This is a genomic window from Sorangium sp. So ce448, from assembly GCF_051520915.1.
Lineage (GTDB): Bacteria > Myxococcota_A > Polyangia > Polyangiales > Polyangiaceae > Sorangium > Sorangium cellulosum_B.
Map to the genome: position 1 here is coordinate 11,398,451 of NZ_CP150343.1, position 17,702 is coordinate 11,416,152.

Consider the following 17,702-nt stretch of genomic DNA (forward strand, 5'->3'; position numbering starts at 1 on the left):
GGGGGAGTTGGACAGCCGCTGTCGTCATTTAATCCCATTCTCCGGCCCCAAAGCTGTGAGTTGCTGGAGAGCCTTCTCCTCTTCCACACTGATTGTTTCTCCAGAGAATTCAACCTGCGGATAGTCCGGATCATTTTTGATCCGATCGAGCAGATGGGCTTCGGCGTCCGCGAGCGCTTGGACGCTGCTCGTCTCCTGTGCGAGGTCGCTTAGAAATTGACGAAATCGAATGCGCCAAGGCGGCTGCCCGGACACCTGCATTGCTAAAAAATGCCGCAATTCGTCATAATAATACTGCTGGTCCGGGGCCGCCACGCGATCGAGTGTCTTCAGCAGACGATCGTATTCACCCATGAGGTGAAGCAAATCAGTTGTGCTCTCGCTGAAACGGACGGCGTCGTTGAAATAGGACGTGTATGGCATATGGGACGAAACGGTGCGCAACATTCGACCGACCGATCTGACATCAAATGCAATAAGGGAATCTTCGTCTTTGCCAGGCTGCATCGTGAGAAATGACGCGTTGCCGAGGTCGATGAGGATCACCTCAAAAGACATGCGTGGACCAATGGCAGCCTCCCGAACAATTGCATTACGCTCGTGAACATCACCGTGGGCGATGTGCTTCGCGTGAAACAATGAAACCGCCGACACGAGACTGTTACACGTATCGAGCACGATGCGCGCCAAGCGGAGCTTGGGAACCTGGTGCCATGACGCGCTCTCCCGCGGCGCATTAAGCCGCTCTACAAATTGTTCCCAAACTAAGCCACTTATATATCGCGTTACTACAGCGTAGGCTGTGGCACCATGATGCTTGAAGGGCTCGACTGTGAAGAGATCTGCGTACTGGGCAGAGGGAGCCAGTCTGGATATCCTGAAGTCACGCTGCTTTGGAACGTCGAGCGGGACATGGGGCAGCTTGATAACAACATCAGCGCCAGACGCAGTTTCTATCGCGCGGAACGTCACGCCGCGGGCGCCTTGGCCCAGAGGTCGAACTTGTCCGTACTTACCTCCGTAGGCCGACAAAAAGGACGAGAGAATCGGCTGAGAAATTTCAGTCATAGGTAATACCATTTCACTGGGCAAACTACATGCTGGGCCCCGTCTGTCCAACTACCATCAGACGGCCCGGTCGACTCCCTCGCCCAAGGTTAACGAACTCCTTCGGTCGAGGGCCGCCTAATGCGCAAAGTACAGCCCATCGAACCCATTCCCTGAACCCTGTCAGGTGTCACCGCCGCGGGTCGTCTCAAACGTTCTCCTGTCTGCGAGCACCACGCTCGCCCGATCTTCTGCATGAAGCCCATCGTACACGCCGCTTCACCTGCGTGGCTCGCTCTTCGCACCTGCAGAGCGCGGCCTAGCCAGGTCCGCCTAGCTGGCGCGCAGGGGCACCCGACCCTCCCCGGCGGTGTGAAGCAGGGACGTAAAAGTGGCTCCTGGTCGCTAGCTCATCCTCGTCGAAAGGGCTCTTCACCCCCGCCCGCCGTGGTTCAGAACGAATGTAATTAGAGGTCATTGCCGTAGCGACGTGCCGGCGCCCGAGCAACTCTTGGCTCGTCCGGATATCGTAGCCCCTCCGTGGAGGTGCGTGGCAAACCAAGGCCGGAGGTCGTTGCCGTGCACCGCTTCGAGAGCCTTGCCTGGAGAGGCGCGAAGCGCATTGCCCGCTTAAGCACCATCTCGATCTCGTGCCGGTGTGCCGTCGCACGTGACCGGTCTCGCCGTGCGCATACGCCCGCGTCGCGGGGAACACCGACCGCCGCGGCCACTCACGACCCGCGTTCGACTACTTGCGGACCAGGGCGTCGGGCAGTTCGACCCAGTCTGCGCCGTCACGAAGATCCGCCGCAATCTGACGGCGGCATCCTCCCGACAGCATGTATGCCTCGAAGGGCTCGACCCCGGGGGGCGGCCCAGGTTGGCGGCGACAGATGAGGGGCGACCCCGCAGGCTGGAGCCCGCGGGGCAGCGCAGGTTGGGCGGCGGCCGGCTGCACACCCACCGGCGAAGCGCGCCCACTGCGCGCGCCCACACGCGGCTCACTGCAACCCGCCCCGCCGTCAGTCAGGCCACGTTTGCCTGCGGAAGTCCGCATTTGTGTCCCAACGAAGTTCATCTCACAAGCTCAGCTCACCCTTCGTCCTCCCTGCCGGCCTCCGGTCGGTCGTCCTCGACACCGGCAGCCGGCCCCGTTTACCTTGGACGAAAGATGATGAGCACCGTGACCGCTCCCGGCTCCCCGGGCCTCGCCGCGAGCTACATGAGGGCTGTCCGCAGCGCGCCTTTCGCGGTGATCGAGTGCGCCGGGAAGCTCGACGATCTCGTGGTCGCCGAGTGGAACACCGAGGCAGAACGCATCTTTGGATATACCGCTGACGAAGCGGTGGGCCGCCGCCTGACGGACACGATCGTGAGCGAGCCGGACGCCAGGACCTTCGGGCGTTCGCTCGGGGAGGAGAGCGCCCCGCGCCGCTGCACCCATGCCCGCAAGGACGGGCGCGCCGTCGTGTGCGAGTGGCGGGTTGCGCCCGTGCTCGACGACGGCGGCGAGCCGATTCGGCTGCTCTGCTTCGGCCAGGATGTCACGGAGCAGGTCGAGGCCGTCGAGAAGTTGAAGGAGAGCGACATGATCCTCCGGGCCATCCTCGGCACCGTGGACACGGCCGTGACCCGGATGGATCGGGAGGGAGTCTGCACCTTCCACGAGGGCAAGACGCTCCCGTCTCTCGGCCTCAGGCCGGGCCAGTTCGTCGGAATGAACGTGTTCGACGAACCTCCCGCGCCGATGGACATGGAGCCGATGCGAAGGGCGGTCCGGGGCGAGTTCGTCCGCACCCGCGTCGAGGCGTACGGGATGGCCTGGGAGACGTGGATCATCCCGCTGACCGACGAGCGCGGGGAGCGCAACGGCGCGGTCAGCTTCACGCAGGACGCGACGGAGGCGAAGCTCCGGGAAGACGAGCTGAAGGCGCGGCTCGACCTCATCGAGCGCCAGCAACAGGTGATCCGCGATCTGTCGACGCCCATCATCGAGGTCTGGGACAGCGTGCTGACCCTCCCCATGGTGGGCGTCGTCGACAGCAGGAGGGCCGCCGACGTGATGGACGACCTCCTGGCCGCCATCGTGGACAAGCGGGCCCGCTTCGCGATCCTGGACCTCACCGGCGTCGAGGTCGTCGACACGCAGACGGCGAGTTATCTCATCGAGCTCATCCGCGCCATCCGGCTCCTGGGCGCCGAGGGGGTCATCACGGGCATCCGGCCCAACGTGGCGCAGACGATGGTCTCCCTCGGGCTCGATCTGTCGGGCATCGCGACCGTCGGAAACCTCCGCGCGGGCCTGAAGCTCTGCATGCAGCGCGTGGCCGCGGGCGGCGCGGCGCCGAACGGCGCACCGCCGCGCGCCCCCGGGGGCGCGGCGCCGAGGCTCCCGGGAACCGGCGGGCGCTGAGGTCCAGGACACGAGGCGGGCCTCGGAGGTCGGGTAGATCGCGGTGGCCCGCGGAAGTTCACCTTTGCGTCGGCAATCCCAGGCCCGTAAGGAACGGCGGACAGGCACCGCGCGCGCGGCGCCGTGGAGACGCCGATCGTGACCACCCACCCCCGCAGCCCCAGGAGCGGCGGCCAGCGCCCCGGGAGCCCTCGCCTCGCCGAGCGCCCCCTCGTCGCTCGCCGCCCCCTCCTCGTCGCTCGCCGCGCCGCCCTGGCGCTCCCCCTCGCGCTCGCCGCCGCCGCGCCCGCCGCGTGCGCCCCTCGGGGCGCAGCATCGCCGCTCCCCGCCGACGCGCCGCTCCCCGCCGCGTTCTCCGCCGCGCTCGAGGCCGAGATCACGAGCTCCGCCGCGGCCGCGCCGTACCTCGACGCCCTCGACCGCGCCGTCGAGGCGCCGAGCGACGACGGCGCCCTCGCCACCGTGATCGCGTCGCTCGACGCGCTCGTCTTCGGCGCCGGCACCGCGGGCGGCCCCGATCCCGACGCCGCGGCCATCGCCTTCCGCTCGCGCGAGGCGCTCCCCGAGGTCGCCCGCCGGCTCCAGCGCGCCTGGGCGTTCGCGGACGTCGACGGCCGCGGCGCGCCGGAGATGCCGTTCGTGCGCGGCGCGCTCGCGAGCGCCCTCCACCGCGTCGCCCTGTTCGTCGGCGACGAGGCCGCGGCGGCGACCTGGAGCGCGCGCCGCGGCTGCGCGGGTGAGGCCGCGCTCGTCGGCCCGCTCGACGCGGCGCCCCTCCACGGCCTCGCCCGGCCGTCCCCCGTGAGCTCCGCGCCGGGCGCGCCGCTCGCAAGGGCCTACCCCGGGCTCGCGCCGTTCGCGCAGAGCGCCTCGCCCATCGTCGTCCGCGCCGACGCGTGCGCCATCGACATCGACGCGGTGAGCGCCCTCCAGGGGACGCGCGCCGTGGTCGTCGACCTCCACAACCCGATCGCCCAGCGGGTGAGCCTCGCGCTCGCGTCGTCGTCCGCCGCCGTGCTCGAGGTGGGCGGCGTACCCGCCCTCCACCGCGACTACGCGGCCGGCGGCGCGCAGGTCACCCGCTTCGCGACGGTCGAGGCCCAGCCGGGGACGCTGCGCGTCGTCGTGCGCGTGGCGCAGAAGGGCGACGGCGACGCCATCGAGCTCACCGCGTGGGGCGAGAACGGCCTGCCGCTCCGCGCCCGCGCGCCGCGCCCCGGCGCCGCCGCGACCGCGTCCGCGTCCCGCCCTGCCGCGGTCAGCCTGGCGCTGGCGTCGCGCGGCGCCGCGGACCAGCGCCCGGGCCCGGCGAACGTCGAGGTCGCGGCCGCGGCCCTGCTCGCGCTCGGCGACGCGCGCGCGGCCGAGCACCTCCTCGATCCGGACGGCGACGGCCGCCTCCACCAGAGCGACGCGCGCCCGCCGGCCGCCGCGCCGCCCCCGGCCACCGCCGTGCCGCGCTCGCCGCGCCTCGACCTGCTCTACGCCAGGGCCATCCGCCGCGTGGGCGATCTCCCCGAGGCCGAGGTCGTCGAGCGCACCCGCGCCGCCGTCGAGCGCGTGCTCGCCGCGTGGCCCGCGTCCTGGGAAGCGCGCCTCTACAAGGCGGAGCTCGCCGAGCGCCGCGGCGGCCGGGGCGAGGGCACCATGGACGCCCTCCGCGAGCTCGGCGTCCGGGTCGCGCCACCGGGGCTGGCCGGCCCGAGCGCGCCCGCCGTCGCCGACGCCGATCGCATGGTCCTCGCGGAGCTCGCGGTGGCCGCCCGCCGCGCGAACGTCACCGACGTCGCCGAGGCCGCCTACGCGAAGCTCGCCGCCGCGGCGCCCGGCTCGACGCTGCTCGCCGTCGTCGACGACCGCATCCACGGCCGCGCCGGCGTCGACGCGGTGAAGGCCGCCTGCGAGGGCGGGCTCGATCGCTCGAGCGCCGCGTGCCTCGGCGCGCTCCTCGACGCGAGCGACCGCGACGCGGTCCTCGCCGAGATCAAGCGGCTGCGCCGGCTCCGCCGCGCGCCGGACGCCCTGCGCGAGGTCGAGCTCCGCGAGCGCGTCGCCCGCGGCGACCTGCGCGGCGCGCTCGCCGTGTACGACGCCATGCCGCCCGGGCAGCGGGCGATGCTCGAGGCGCTCGGCCTCGCCGCCGGCCGCGGCGACGCCCGCGCCGTGCGGGGCCGCCTCGCCCGCGACCGCACGACGGCGCGCGACACCCCGGCCGGGATCGGCCCCATCACCCGCGCCCTCGGCCTCGCGCCGGACCCGGCGCCGGCGCTCGAGGCCGAGGGCCGCAAGCTCGTGCTGGAGGACCAGAAGAAGGCGTTCCTCCCCGGCGCCGCGACCGCGGTGCTCCGCCACGTCGAGCGGTTCACGATCTCGCCCGACGGGCTCGTCCACTACGTCACGTACGACCTCCGCCGCGTCTCCGGCACCACGGACGTGGCCCAGGGCGCGGCCACCTACGGCCCGCTCATCGAGGGCCGCGCCATGCCGCGCCTCCTGCGCCGCCGCATCCACAAGCGCGACGGCCGCATCCTCGCGCCCGACGCGGCGTCGAACGCCGCGCAGGACCAGAGCGACCTCTCCCAGCTCGAGCAGGGCGACTACGTCGAGCAGGTCACCGAGGGCCACGCGCTGCCGGGCGACGGCGGCCAGCTCGTCATCGACACGTGGGACCTGCTCCCCGAGCGCACGAGCGTCCGCGAGGCGACGATCGAGGTCAGCCGCCCGACGTCGCTCCCGCTCGCGCTCTGGTCGCACCCGCTGCTCGGCGCCGCGGAGCAGCGCGCCGAGGGCGCCTCCACGATCAACGTCTGGCGCATCAAGGACCAGCCGCCGCGGCGCATGGAGGACGGCGTGCCTCGCGTGGAGATGGGCGTCGGCGTCAGCCTGGGGACGCAGACCTGGGGCCACGTGGCCGCGGCGCTCGACGAGAACATCCGCGCGCTCGAGGACCGCGACCCCACCATGACCCGCTGGGCGCGGGAGGCCGCGGGCGCCGACCGGACGCCGTCGCCCGCGCTGCTCGATCGCGTCGTCGCGGCCGCGGGCAAGGCGGTGAAGGTCGCCGGCGGCGCCGAGCTGTCGGACATGGCGGCGCTCCTCGGCGGCGGCCCGCAGCGCACGACGGCGCGCGCGATGATCGAGCTCGGCCAGGGCAGCCGATCGTGGGTCGTCTACCGCGCGCTGCGCGAGCTCGGCGTGCGCGCCGATCTCGCGATCGCCGAGACCGAGCCGTTCAGCTCGTCGGCGGACTTCCCGCCGCACGCGGGGCGCTTCCGCCACCCGCTCGTGATCGCCCGCCTCCCGGGCGGCGACGTGTGGATCGACGCCGACGTCGAGGGCCCGCCGCTGCCCCCCGGCCGCATCAGCCCCGAGCTGCGCGGCCGCGCCGCCATGCTGCCGAGCGGCGAGCTCGTCACCGTGGCCGGGACGAGCGGCGAGACCGGCGACGAGGTCGACCTGCGCCTGACGGTCGACGCGCAAGGTAACGCCGCGGGGACGTTCACGATTTTGCTGCACGGGCGGGCGGCGCAGGCGCTCTCGGAGGCGTTCGAGACCGTGGTGGGCACGGCGCGGCGCGAGATGCTCCGGGGCGTCGTGCTCGGCTGGCTCCCGTGGGCCGACGTCGAGGACGTTGTCGTCTCGTCGACGGAGGGCTCGTGGGAGGTCGCGCTCCGCGCCACCGTGACGATCCACGGCTTCGCGCAGCCGGTGGGCAAGGACGCCGCGGCGTGGACGCTGCCGGGGCTCGAGCCGGTGCACCTCGTGTTCCCGCGCGCGTACACGAGCACGCTCGGCGCCTCGTACGCCTCGAGGGGGGCGCGCAAGAGCGCGCTCGCGATCGAGACCGCGCTCCAGTACCACGTGCGCCGCAGGATCGAGCTGCCCGAGGGCTACGCGGTCGCGCGCGCGCCCGAGGGCGTGCGCGTCGAGCACGCGGGCCTCGCGGCGTCGCGCAAGGGCAGCTACGGCGCGGCGATCGAGGAGGACTTCGCGCTGAGCCTGCCGACGGGGACGGTGTCGATCGACGAGTACAAGGCGTTCGTCGAGCGGGTGCAGGCGGTCGACAGCGGCTTCATGGCGGGCATCCGGGTGGCGCGGCCGGCGGCGCCGGCGCGGCCCTCTGGCGGCGCGCAGGGGCCGGGCGCTGTCCGCGGCGGGGCGCGGCCGCAGGCGCCGGAGAAGAAGCCGTGAGCCTCGACGTCCGCGAGTCGGTCCCGCTGGCCCCGCTCACGACGCTCGGCGTCGGCGGGCCGGCGCGCTACTTCGCCGAGGCCGCCGATGAGGCCGCGGTGGTCGAGGCGTTCCGCTTCGCCGAGGCCCGCGGCGTGCCGCTCTTCGTGCTGGGCGGCGGCTCGAACCTGCTGGTCGCGGACCGGGGCATCGACGCGCTGGTGCTGCGCGTGCGCGTCCGCGGGATCGAGCTGCTGCGCGGGCGCGAGGAGGCCAGCGGCGCGGAGACCGGCGGCGGCGGCGGAGAAGCCGGCCGCGCCCTCGTGCGCGCGGGGGCGGGCGAGGCGTGGGACGACCTCGTGGCCCGCTCGGTGGCCGAGGGCTGGGCGGGCCTCGAGTGCCTGTCAGGCATCCCGGGCGACGTCGGCGCGACGCCGATCCAGAACGTGGGCGCGTACGGCCAGGAGGTCGCCGAGACGATCGTCGAGGTCCGGGCGATCGATCGCGCGACGGGGGCGGCCGTGGTCCTTTCCGGCGCGGACTGCGGCTTCGGCTACCGTGACAGCCGGTTCAAGCGCGCGTGGCGCGGGCGGTACGTCATCACGGCCGTCACGTTCGCGCTGCGCCCGGGGGGCGCCGCGACGGTGCGCTACCCCGAGCTCCAGCGGGCGCTCGCCGCGCCTGCGGGGGGCGCCGCGCCGCCGCTCGGCGAGGTGCGCAGCGCGGTGATCGCGCTCCGCCGCGGCAAGTCGATGGTGCTCGATCCGGCGGACGAGAACGGCCGGAGCGCGGGGTCGTTCTTCATGAACCCGACGCTCGCGCCCGGCGCCGCCGCGGGCGTCCTCGCGCGCATCGAGGCGGCGGGCGTCCTCGCGCCAGGCGAGGCGATCCCGCAATTTCCGGCCGACGGCGGCCGGGTGAAGCTGTCCGCGGCCTGGTTGATCGAGCGCGCCGGCTTCGCGAGGGGGACGCGCCACGGCGCCGCGGGCATCTCGACGCGCCACACGCTCGCGCTGGTGAACCGCGGCGGCGCCACGGCGGAGGAGCTGCTCGGCCTGGCTCGGCGCGTGCGACAAGGGGTGCTCGATCGGTTCGGCGTGGCGCTCTCGGCCGAGCCCGATCTGGTCGGGTTTGCGCCCGGCGAGATCGCCGATCTCGTCGGCGGCGCCCACCTGTAGACGGGCCCCGGGCGACCGAGGACCCCTCCTCGACAGCTCACCGCCCGGCGTCGTGCGCGTTGTTGTACGAGGGCGAGTCGAAGCCCTGCTCGCCGCCGAACCAGATGGCGAGCTGGCCACTTTCGTCCCGCCACAGGATGTCCGAGCGCAGGTTGCCGTCGAAGTCGCCGATGGCCTGCACCTTCCAGAAGAGGCTCGGGTCCTGGCCGCCGGGGTAGGCCTCGCCGACGATGTAGCCGCCATCCATGAACCAGATGGCGACCTGACCATTGGTGTGCCGCCACAGCAAGCTGGTGCTGGCCGAGCAGTCGCACGTGTCGCCGTGGCCGCTGCACTGGTTCGATGGTGACGACGGGCACATATGCGACTTGATCCAGTCGAACTCCGAGCCCGTCGTGACTCCCTTGCTGACCCAGCCGTGGGTCGCCGTCCACGTGTGCATCGAGTGGACGGCGTAGAGCCGGCTCGCCTCGACGTTCAAGACGGCCCCGCTCGAGTCGCCGCCGCAAAAGACCTGGTCGTTGAAGCGCAGGATGTCGTGGCCGTCCTCGTACCCGCCGACCTTGGCGGCGTCGAAGTTCAGGGTGCCGAAGGGGGTGCTGCAATCGGCGCCCGTGCGCCCGAAGCCGGCGATCGTGACCCTCGATCCCTCTGCGGGGGAATCGCTGGCCACGACGAAGGGCTTCACGTGCGCCGGCGCGACGCCGTTCAGCTTGATGACCGCGACGTCATGCTCGATCTGCCTCTCGGTCCATGACGGGTTGTAGTCCGGCTGGATCTTGGCCACGCCGCTCAGCACGCGCGGGCGCGCGCCCGGCGTCGCCGGAGCACCCTGGATCTCTCGTCCAGAGGCGGGGGCGCGACCCCGGGCTCCCCGGCCGAGCCATCCGCGAGCGCGATCACCTCCGTCAACACCCATGGGCGCCGAGGCGGTCCCGGTTGTAGAGCGCCTCGTTGCTGCTTAACTTCCGACACATCTCCCCAACACGGTTCCAGGCGAGAAGGTTCATGCAATCAAACAAACATTCTTTGTTGGCTGAATTGCGCGCCCTGAGCTCCGAGCTTGAAGAGCTTCGCCAGGAAGCCGGCCGTTGCGGCGATTTCGATCCCTTGGAAAAGAAGCTGGGCTCCGTTCGCCAGTTCGTCATGGATGCGGAGAACGCGTCACGCTGGCGGCGCTGGGAGGGCGATCTCGAGCTTCTTCACGACGCCACGATGCTTCGCGATGCCCTGGATCGCGCCCTATGCGACCTCGAAAAGGACCATTCCCGCCACCTTTGCCAGCGACCGGCAGAGGGAACCTTGCCCTTGGAAGCCTACCTGGATGCGACGTACACGGAGTTTCGGAGGTCGTTCCGGTCGGAGCTGGCGGCTTCCGGGATCGGCCCAAAATCGAAGATTGTTTTCATAGGGGCCGGGGCGCTGCCCGTCACGGCGCTGCTCTTCGCCCGGGAAAGTGAGGCGGAGTTGCTGTGTCACGATATCGATCCTGAAGCGACCCGTCTCGCGAAAAATCTTGTCATGCATCAGGGTCTGGCGGAGCGGATCCGGTGTAGCTGCCGTCCGCTCGAAACGATCCCTTGCGTCAGACAGGCGAGCCATTTCATCATCGCCGGACTGGTCAAGGAGAAGGCCGCCGTTCTTCGGCAACTGGGCGGCCAGATGCAAGGGCAGGCGAAGATCATCCTTCGCTACGGCAACGGCATCAAATCCCTCTGCAATTATCCGTTCGAGAAGGAGCTCTCCGGGTCCTGGCGCGTCACCCCGCTCATCCATACCGGAGTGGTCTACGACGCCGTGCTTCTTGAGCGACACAATCGAAGCGAGGCGCGCGCGGTTGCCGCCGTCGACCAGAAGCAGGGTGTGTCGTGAAGCTGCTGCTGGCGACCTGCGCGAAGATCCCTCCCGAGGCAATCGGCTGCGATCTGGCGCTCAAGAAGGCCCTGGAACATCGGGGCGTGGAGACCGTCTTGCGTCCCTGGGACCAGATCGAACCGCGGGAGGAGGCAAAAGGCCACGCGGCGGGCGTGGTGGTCCGCTCCGTATGGGACTACACCGAACAGAGTGAGAAATTCTTCCGATGGATCCATGGATTGCGCGACGAGGCGATCCCCGTGATCAACGAAGTGGACCTGCTACTATGGAACTCGCACAAGCGGTACTTGCTCGACCTCATCGCCCACGGAGTACCCTGCCCGGTCACGCGCATCGTCGATCAAAATACAGAGTTAGAAACCACGGCGTCCGAAATTCCTGGTGATCGGCTCGTCTTGAAGCCCTGCATCGGGGAGAGCGGCGTGGGCGTGACCCTCGTTGAGCGCCGCCAGGTGGCCGCGCAGGCCGAGGCCCTGCGCGCCGAAACGGGCCGGAACGATCTCTTGCTCCAGGAATTCATGCCGGAAATCCGCGAAGGCGAGCTGTCCCTCGTGTTCATCGACGGACGTTTCGCCCATGGCGTGAGGAAGCGTCCCAATCCCGACGATTTTCGGGTGAACGCGCGTTACCGCCCGCTTGTTCCGGTGTCCGTCGTTCCCGAGAAGGAGCATGTGGCGGCCGCGGAGGAGGTCTTGCGGCATGTCCCTGGTCGTCCCGTTTACGCGCGGATCGATGGCGTCCTGCGCGGTGGCCAGTTTGTCCTGATGGAGATTGAGGTCCTCGACCCCGCGCTCTATCTCGACATGGTCCCCGCGTCGGCAAATGCGCTGGCGGACGCCATCGTGGCGGCAATACATCCTAGAGCGACAAACACATTGAAAACCATTTAATTCCGTCAGGTTACGCTGCCTGCTGTATCAGGCGCTGGGCCGCCTCGAGATTCTGGATCGCTGCTGCGCGCCGGAGGTCGAAGAGATTTCGCCTGGCGCCGATGTAGCGTGCAGTGTGGCCCTTCCGTGCCGCGATGTGGGCGAGCGCATGCTCCACAGCTACCCGCTGGCGGAGCACGGCGCGACCTGCCCCCGTTTGCTGCAGCTTCCGGAATTTGCGCTGCAGAGCCTCGTCCTTCGCGATGGACACGGTCCGCCCCCGTCCCGAGGCGGCTTGGGTGCATCTGGCTCGGAGGGGGCACGCGCCGCACTCCTCAGGATCGAACTGGACCGTGTCGCCTGGCTCGAATACCTCGACCTGTCCTGCCGGACAGGTGATCGTCTTGGTGCGCAGGTCGATCTTGAAGTCGCGCTTGCTGAACAGGTTGGGGTTGCGAGCACGCTGTCCCCAGGGCTTCGAGAACACCTGGCCACCATCGCGGATCACATCGCCGACGACGGGACTGTTCACATAGGCGCGATCGATGTGGAGCTCGCCGACGTGCAGCCGCTGACGCCGGATGTCCTCGGCGATCGGTGCAGCCCCCTCTTCTTCGGGGCGATTCGCTGGCGTGACCGCACAGGCGACGATGACGGGAAGGTCCAGGTCGCGTGCGATGTGTTCCTTGTAGCCATCGAACCTCTTCGAGCGGCTCTTTCTGCCGTGGCGCATCTCGGCGTCCTCAATGGATACACGGCGGTCGGCTGCAACACCTTGACGGATGCGAACGGTCCCATCCTCACCCGTTTCCAGGTCTTGGTCCCGAACCTGTGTGACCGCATCCAAGTAGAAGCGGAGCGGCTGCTCGACGACGTCGTCCAGATGGCGGTCCACCCACTGATGCAGCGACGAGACCTGCCGCTCCAGGATCTGAATCGCCGCCGCCTTCTGTTTCGGGTCGCTCCAATCGAGGTCGAGCCCCGCCTTGATGCTGGGCGCCAGCAGCAGCGGAATGCCCGCCTTGCGGCAGATCTCCTCGGGCGGGCGCTCCATGATCTTCGACACGACGCGAACGATGCTGCGTGCTGCATGGCCGAGCAGGTTGATCGTGTCCTCAACCCGCCCGGCTCCCGCTAAAGGGCGGCTATCGACGGCCACGCGCAGCGCTTTGGACACCGCACGCCTCTCGCCCTCCGTCATCGCGCCGGACCGAACGAGCGCCACGGTCCGCTCCAGCAGCACCCGGTCCATCTCATGCTCGACCATCCGCTCTCGGAACCCCTGCAGCGCGCCCTGCGAGAACGCGGGCGTGGCCGCCCCCAGGCAGCCGAGCACCATCTGCCAGCGAAGGTCGACGATCGACAGCTCCACCGCCTCGGCATCCGATGCACCGACGTAGCCCTGGAGCAGCGTGACCATGCACATCAGCGCCGGCGGATGCGGCGGCTCACCTGCGCCCGTGGTCCGGTACATGCTCTCGAGCTGCTCCTGGAACGTCTCGTCGAATAGCTCGTGCCGGTGCAGCCTGAGAAAGCCGAACAGGGCTCGCACCCGGGTCAACCGCTTCATGAGCGCCTGTTCCTGCCGCGACAGCTCCACCGGTGGCAACCATCGTTCCATCCGTGCACCTCCGGATGCGGACGAGATCATGGTCCGACGAGACCGTCGAGCGCTTCCGTCGAAGCGCTCGGGATTACCACAAAATCAAACTGATCGGTCCTCTAGCTGATCCACGGGAGGTCCTTGTAGCGAGAATCGATTTCGCCGAGGACTTCGCGGATGACGTTCATGATCATGCGGATGTCCGATTCGACCAGATCGCCCATGACACCGATGCGGAACGTTCCAGCGGCGGTCAGTCGTCCCGGGAAGATGGTGATCCCGCGCCGCTCCAGCGCTTCGTAAAAAGGCCGGAAGTCATGCGCGAACGGCTCGGGAACATGGAAGGTCGCGATGATGGGGATGGCCACCTCGTCGGGGATCAAGGTCCGGAATCCCCATCGGCGGAAGCCGTCGATCAGGATGCGCCAATTGCGCCGGTAACGTGCCCCGCGGGCGGCCACGCCGCCTTCCCGTCGGTGTCGTTCGCAGGCCCTGGCCAGGGCCGCGACAACGTGGGTCGGCGGCGTCCAGCGCCAGGTGCCGCTCTTTTCCATCGTGCTCCACTGGGCATGGAGATCGAGCGAGGGCGACATGGACCTGCCCGCCGAGGCGGCCAGGGAATCTTTGTTGACGAGGACGAGGCCGATGCCCGGGACGCTTTCCAGGCATTTGTTGGGAGAGATGATGAGCGCCTCGAGATCGAGCGTGGCCACGTCGATGGGAAAGCCGCCGAAGGAAGCGACGGCATCGATGATGAGGCGCTTGCCCCTGCACCGGGCCACTTCCGCTACCATCTCGATCGGATTGAGCACGCCGGTGCCGGTCTCCGCGTGGCACATGGCGATGTGCGTGATGGAGGGGTCGGCGTCGAGGGCTCTTTCCAGATCGGCGCGCGTTGGCAGCGGCAGCATCGGAAGGTCGAGGGTCGTGACCTTGAGGCCAATGCCCTCGGCGATTTCCCTGAGCCGGATTCCGTAGAAGCCATTCTGCACGATCAGGATCGTGCCGGTACGAGGCACCAGGGTCTGCATGGCCGCTTCGATGGCGTAGCTGGCGCTGCCTTGCAGGGGAACGCAGGCATGCGTCTCCGTGCCGTTGGCGATCTCGAGCAGATAGCGGCGGATCGCGGCGGTCATGTCGACGAAGTCGCCCGCGTAGGGGTTCCGGTCGAGCAGCATCGTCTCACGGATCTCCGTCGGGACCGTGAGGGGCCCCGGCGTGAGCAGGTAGTGGTCGTGTCGGCGATTCATTATAGCTTCAAGGCACCCACCCTCAGCAATAGAAGCAGGGCCGCCCGTGGAGAGGGATCGGCCAACGGCTTCGAAAGCCGCCACGCCATTGAGCACCTCCTCCATGGGGATGGGATACGGGGCCTCTCCGGAGATGGCATCGGCAAAAGCCTCGAGCTCGGCGCGCTCCGTGGAGACAGCCTCAAAGGAAAAGGGACCACCTTTGCCTGCGAGGTCGACAATTTCGAGCGTGTCCGGGCCACGAATCTCCGCGGAACCCTGGGTCCCGAATACCTGAAGGCGAAATGTCGGCGCCGTCGCCATCATCGTCGTCGCCGAGGCCGTGGCTCCGGAGGCCAGGGTGAAGAGGGCGGAGACGGTGTCCTCAAGCGGCCCCAGGGCCGGGATGCGCGAGGAGCCCACCGCGAACACGCCGGTGACGGGACCGCCGAGATGGATGATCGCGTCGATCAGATGAATGCCACCCCCGGCGAAGCCGCCCGCCGGATTTTCCTCCGCCGTCAAACGCCATTGGCCGGGGGAAAATCGCCCGATGAGATTCGCGGTAAAGTTGCTTTCGATGTGACGAAGGGTGCCCAGGCGGCCCTCCTCGACGACGCTCTTCAGTTTGCGCATCGCGGGAAGAAACCGACGGTTGAACCCCGTGGCCACCACGACTCCCGCCGCCGAGGCGGCAGCGGAAGCCTGCACCGCGCTGGAGGAGGTGAGCGTGAACGGCTTTTCGACGAAGACGGGGCGCCCCGCGCGGACGCAGGCCTCGATCTGCGCGGCGTGGAGGGAATGGGGTGTGGCGAGCACGATGCCCGCGATCGTCGGTTGGGCCAGCGCTTCTTCCAGCGAGGCGAGGACCTTGATTCCCCGCGAGGCCGCCGCCTGTTCGATGCGCCCGGGAGCACGGCTGACCGCGGCGACAAAACGGACTTTGGGGCTGACGCCCTGCACGGCATCCACGAGGAAGGTGCCCCACCGCCCAAGTCCGACGATTGCCAGGTCGATCATCGACGTCTTTCAGGTAGAGGTTCCGTCACGTGGCCGATACCAGTGGCGCTTCGCCGTTCTTGGCCGACACGTAGAACCCATCATGGGTGTGCAAGCGTTGCAAATGGGGATGGAGGGGACGGCGGTCCCCGGGATGCAACTTGAGCCAGAGCCGCAGGAGGAGCCGGCGCCGCCCGACTTCGGGCCAATCCTCGAAGGTGGAGCGCGAATGAAGGACTGTGTAGTTGCTCATCAACGAGGCTTCTCCCGGTTCCAGCATGAACTTGTAGGCGAACTCGTCGCTGTCGGCGATCTGCTGGAAATAGTCGAGCGCGTCCCGCTGAAGCTGGGTCATTTCCTTGTTCCTCGCGGCCTGCTCGACGAACGGCTTGACCATGAAGACGCTGAGCTGGCCCTCGACCTCGCTGAAGACCGGAACGCGGTAATCGGTTATCAGCGACCGCTCGCCCTTCGCCTCCTCTCCCAGCCAATGGACGTAGTAGCCGGCATGGAGCGGGGCGAGATATTCGGGGTGGGTCTCGACGATCTTGTCATGAATGGCGAGGGCGCTCGCGATTCCGCTGTGGCCGCCCAGCTTGGCCTTGCGGATCGCCAGAAGACCGACCAGCGCGCCGAAGTCGCTATGCATGTCCAGCGGAATATTGGAGTTGTAGGCCCGCCCGCCCTCGCGATCGATGACCTGGTTCAGCCGGTCGCCGTGATGGCTCTGCGCAATCGGCACTCCGAGCTGCTTGCCCACGGCCCAGAACAACAATCCCATCTCCTCCGGCGTATAGGTCCCGACCGGCCAGCCGCGGATGATGACGACGCCGCGCTTGTGGAGAACTTCGTCGGCGATCCGGCGGATATCGTCGTGAATCTCGACGAGGGGAAAATCGCCCTCGGAAGCGGTCCGGAGCGTGAGGTTGCGTTTCCGCGCCTCATCCATGACCTTTTCGAACGCTCTCAGGTGCCGGGGCCCGAGATCGAAGGAGATTTTTTCTTTCGTCAGGTCCGAGGCTCTCCAGGCCCCGGGATGGCCAGTGTACCTTGCAAGGCTGCTCGACATGTCGATCTCCCGCGTGAAGGGTTGCAGGGCAAGAGGGCCAATCACCACCAGATCACTTCGCCGGCGGCGGGGAGAAGTTTCCAGCAACCGTGTCGTAGAAGCGACGGATGCTCGAAGGGACCGGCTGCTTTTCCTGGGAAGTCCTCAGCCACAGCCGCAGGAGAAAGCGGCGGCGCTCCTGTTCCGGCCAGTCCTCAAAGGGAGCGCGGTCGTGCAGAATGGCGTAGTTGTTGACGAACAACGCCTCGCCCGCTTCCAGCATGAAGGTGAATTTCAGTTCATCCCCGACGGCATGAAAGTAGTCGAGCGCCTCGCGCTGCAGCTCCGTGAGCGGTTCTTTCCGCTCCGCGACCGCCTGCTCGACGACCCTTCTGTTCATGAAAGAAACGCTGACCTGCCCGTCGAGCTCGCTGAAGAGGGGCACGCGGTAATCGGGGTTGATTGGACGCTCACCCTTCTTCTCGTTGCCCGTCCAGTAAACATGATAGCCCTGGTACAGAGGCGCCAGATATTCCGGATGCGTGGCGGCGATGCGGTTATGAATCGCTGTTCCGCTGGCCAGGCCGCTCAACCCCCCCGATCTGGCCCGCCGGATGGCCATCAGCCCCATGATCCCACCGTAATCGGTATGGAGCGTCAACGCGTTCTCGGACGTGAACCCTTTGCCCCGCGTCCCCGGCGCCAGCTGGGGGACATCCGTCACATAGCCGAGACGATCCCCTTTCCAGCTTTGAACGATGGGCTCTCCCCATTGCTTGCCCAGTGCCCAGTAAAGGAGAGCTATCTCCGCTTCCGTGCAGCGGTCCATCGGCCATCCGCGAACGATGACCACGCCGCGGCCATTCAGGATCCTGTCGGCGATGAGCTGCACATCGTCCTGGATGTCCTCGAGCTGAAAGTCCTCGTCGGAAGCGTTCTCGAGCGTGACGCTGCGTCTCCGGGCTTCCCGGATCACGCGGTCAAAGGCCTCCAGGTGTCTGGGCGCGAGATCGAAGGCAACTTCGTCCTTGGTCAGGTTCTTTCCATCCCAGGCCCGGGGGTGTTTGATCTGTTTCGTTTGGATCTTGGAGGGAGCAAACGATGCTTCCATGGTGGGTCATCCTCTCGGGGGCGTGAAGCCGGCAAGGCTGACGAGATCGTCTTTTCCCGCCTGATCCTTTCGATAGTTCTGCACTGTCACCGCACAGTATACCGCTTCCCAGGCAACGTCATGCTGGGATCCTGAGGGGGACCGGCATGAATCGCCTCGG

At 68.4% G+C, this 17,702-nt stretch carries 11 protein-coding genes; 5 read left to right on the forward strand and 6 right to left on the reverse strand.

Annotated elements, in window-relative coordinates:
- Nucleotides 1–24: 24 nt before the first annotated feature.
- Nucleotides 25–1,068, reverse strand: coding sequence for a hypothetical protein (locus tag WMF45_RS43085; protein WP_437712345.1), 1,044 nt, complete (start codon nucleotides 1,066–1,068; stop codon nucleotides 25–27).
- A gap of 1,153 nt (nucleotides 1,069–2,221) precedes the next feature.
- Between WMF45_RS43085 and WMF45_RS43090 the strand changes: the two genes are divergently transcribed.
- From WMF45_RS43090 to WMF45_RS43100, 3 genes are all read left to right on the forward strand, one after another.
- A complete protein-coding gene (locus WMF45_RS43090) occupies nucleotides 2,222–3,460 on the forward strand; it encodes a PAS domain S-box protein (protein WP_437719637.1) in 1,239 nt (412 codons plus the stop codon).
- 138 nt (nucleotides 3,461–3,598) lie between these two features.
- Entirely contained in the window at nucleotides 3,599–7,651 is a 4,053-nt protein-coding gene (locus WMF45_RS43095; protein WP_437712346.1) for a hypothetical protein, read from the forward strand.
- Nucleotides 7,648–8,808, forward strand: a complete 1,161-nt coding sequence (locus WMF45_RS43100) for a UDP-N-acetylmuramate dehydrogenase (RefSeq protein ID WP_437712348.1) — start codon at nucleotides 7,648–7,650, stop codon at nucleotides 8,806–8,808. The genes WMF45_RS43095 and WMF45_RS43100 overlap by 4 nt, the downstream gene beginning before the upstream one ends.
- Before the next feature lie 37 nt (nucleotides 8,809–8,845).
- On the opposite strand, the gene WMF45_RS43105 is transcribed toward WMF45_RS43100, so the two are convergent.
- Nucleotides 8,846–9,595, reverse strand: a complete 750-nt coding sequence (locus WMF45_RS43105; protein WP_437712350.1) for a trypsin-like serine protease — start codon at nucleotides 9,593–9,595, stop codon at nucleotides 8,846–8,848.
- Nucleotides 9,596–9,816: 221 nt separating this feature from the next.
- Here WMF45_RS43105 and WMF45_RS43110 point away from each other — a divergent pair, with 221 nt between their 5' ends.
- Nucleotides 9,817–10,680, forward strand: a complete 864-nt coding sequence (locus tag WMF45_RS43110) for a nicotianamine synthase family protein (RefSeq protein WP_437712352.1) — start codon at nucleotides 9,817–9,819, stop codon at nucleotides 10,678–10,680.
- Nucleotides 10,677–11,573 carry an ATP-grasp domain-containing protein gene (locus WMF45_RS43115; RefSeq protein ID WP_437712354.1) on the forward strand — a complete coding sequence of 299 codons (897 nt, stop codon included), beginning with the start codon at nucleotides 10,677–10,679 and terminating at the stop codon, nucleotides 11,571–11,573. The genes WMF45_RS43110 and WMF45_RS43115 overlap by 4 nt, the downstream gene beginning before the upstream one ends.
- 10 nt (nucleotides 11,574–11,583) lie before the next feature.
- On the opposite strand, the gene WMF45_RS43120 is transcribed toward WMF45_RS43115, so the two are convergent.
- From WMF45_RS43120 to WMF45_RS43135, 4 genes are all read right to left on the reverse strand, one after another.
- Nucleotides 11,584–13,173: an IS1182 family transposase gene (locus WMF45_RS43120; RefSeq protein WP_437712356.1), complete on the reverse strand. Its 1,590-nt coding sequence runs from the start codon at nucleotides 13,171–13,173 to the stop codon at nucleotides 11,584–11,586.
- A gap of 101 nt (nucleotides 13,174–13,274) precedes the next feature.
- Nucleotides 13,275–15,404: a 2-aminoethylphosphonate--pyruvate transaminase gene (locus tag WMF45_RS43125; protein WP_437712358.1), complete on the reverse strand. Its 2,130-nt coding sequence runs from the start codon at nucleotides 15,402–15,404 to the stop codon at nucleotides 13,275–13,277.
- 25 nt (nucleotides 15,405–15,429) lie between these two features.
- On the reverse strand, nucleotides 15,430–16,500 hold the full coding sequence (locus WMF45_RS43130; protein ID WP_437712360.1) for a TauD/TfdA family dioxygenase: 1,071 nt from the start codon (nucleotides 16,498–16,500) through the stop codon (nucleotides 15,430–15,432).
- 4 nt (nucleotides 16,501–16,504) lie between these two features.
- Nucleotides 16,505–17,542, reverse strand: coding sequence for a TauD/TfdA family dioxygenase (locus tag WMF45_RS43135; RefSeq protein ID WP_437712362.1), 1,038 nt, complete (start codon nucleotides 17,540–17,542; stop codon nucleotides 16,505–16,507).
- Nucleotides 17,543–17,702 lie beyond the last annotated feature (160 nt).

Coding starts and splice junctions, on each gene's coding strand:
- WMF45_RS43085 (WP_437712345.1), bottom strand. CDS start 1,068: ATGACTGAAATTTCTCAGCCGATTCTCTCGTCCTTTTTGTCGGCCTAC.
- WMF45_RS43090 (WP_437719637.1), top strand. CDS start 2,222: ATGAGCACCGTGACCGCTCCCGGCTCCCCGGGCCTCGCCGCGAGCTAC.
- WMF45_RS43110 (WP_437712352.1), top strand. CDS start 9,817: ATGCAATCAAACAAACATTCTTTGTTGGCTGAATTGCGCGCCCTGAGC.
- WMF45_RS43120 (WP_437712356.1), bottom strand. CDS start 13,173: ATGGAACGATGGTTGCCACCGGTGGAGCTGTCGCGGCAGGAACAGGCG.
- WMF45_RS43125 (WP_437712358.1), bottom strand. CDS start 15,404: ATGATCGACCTGGCAATCGTCGGACTTGGGCGGTGGGGCACCTTCCTC.
- WMF45_RS43135 (WP_437712362.1), bottom strand. CDS start 17,542: ATGGAAGCATCGTTTGCTCCCTCCAAGATCCAAACGAAACAGATCAAA.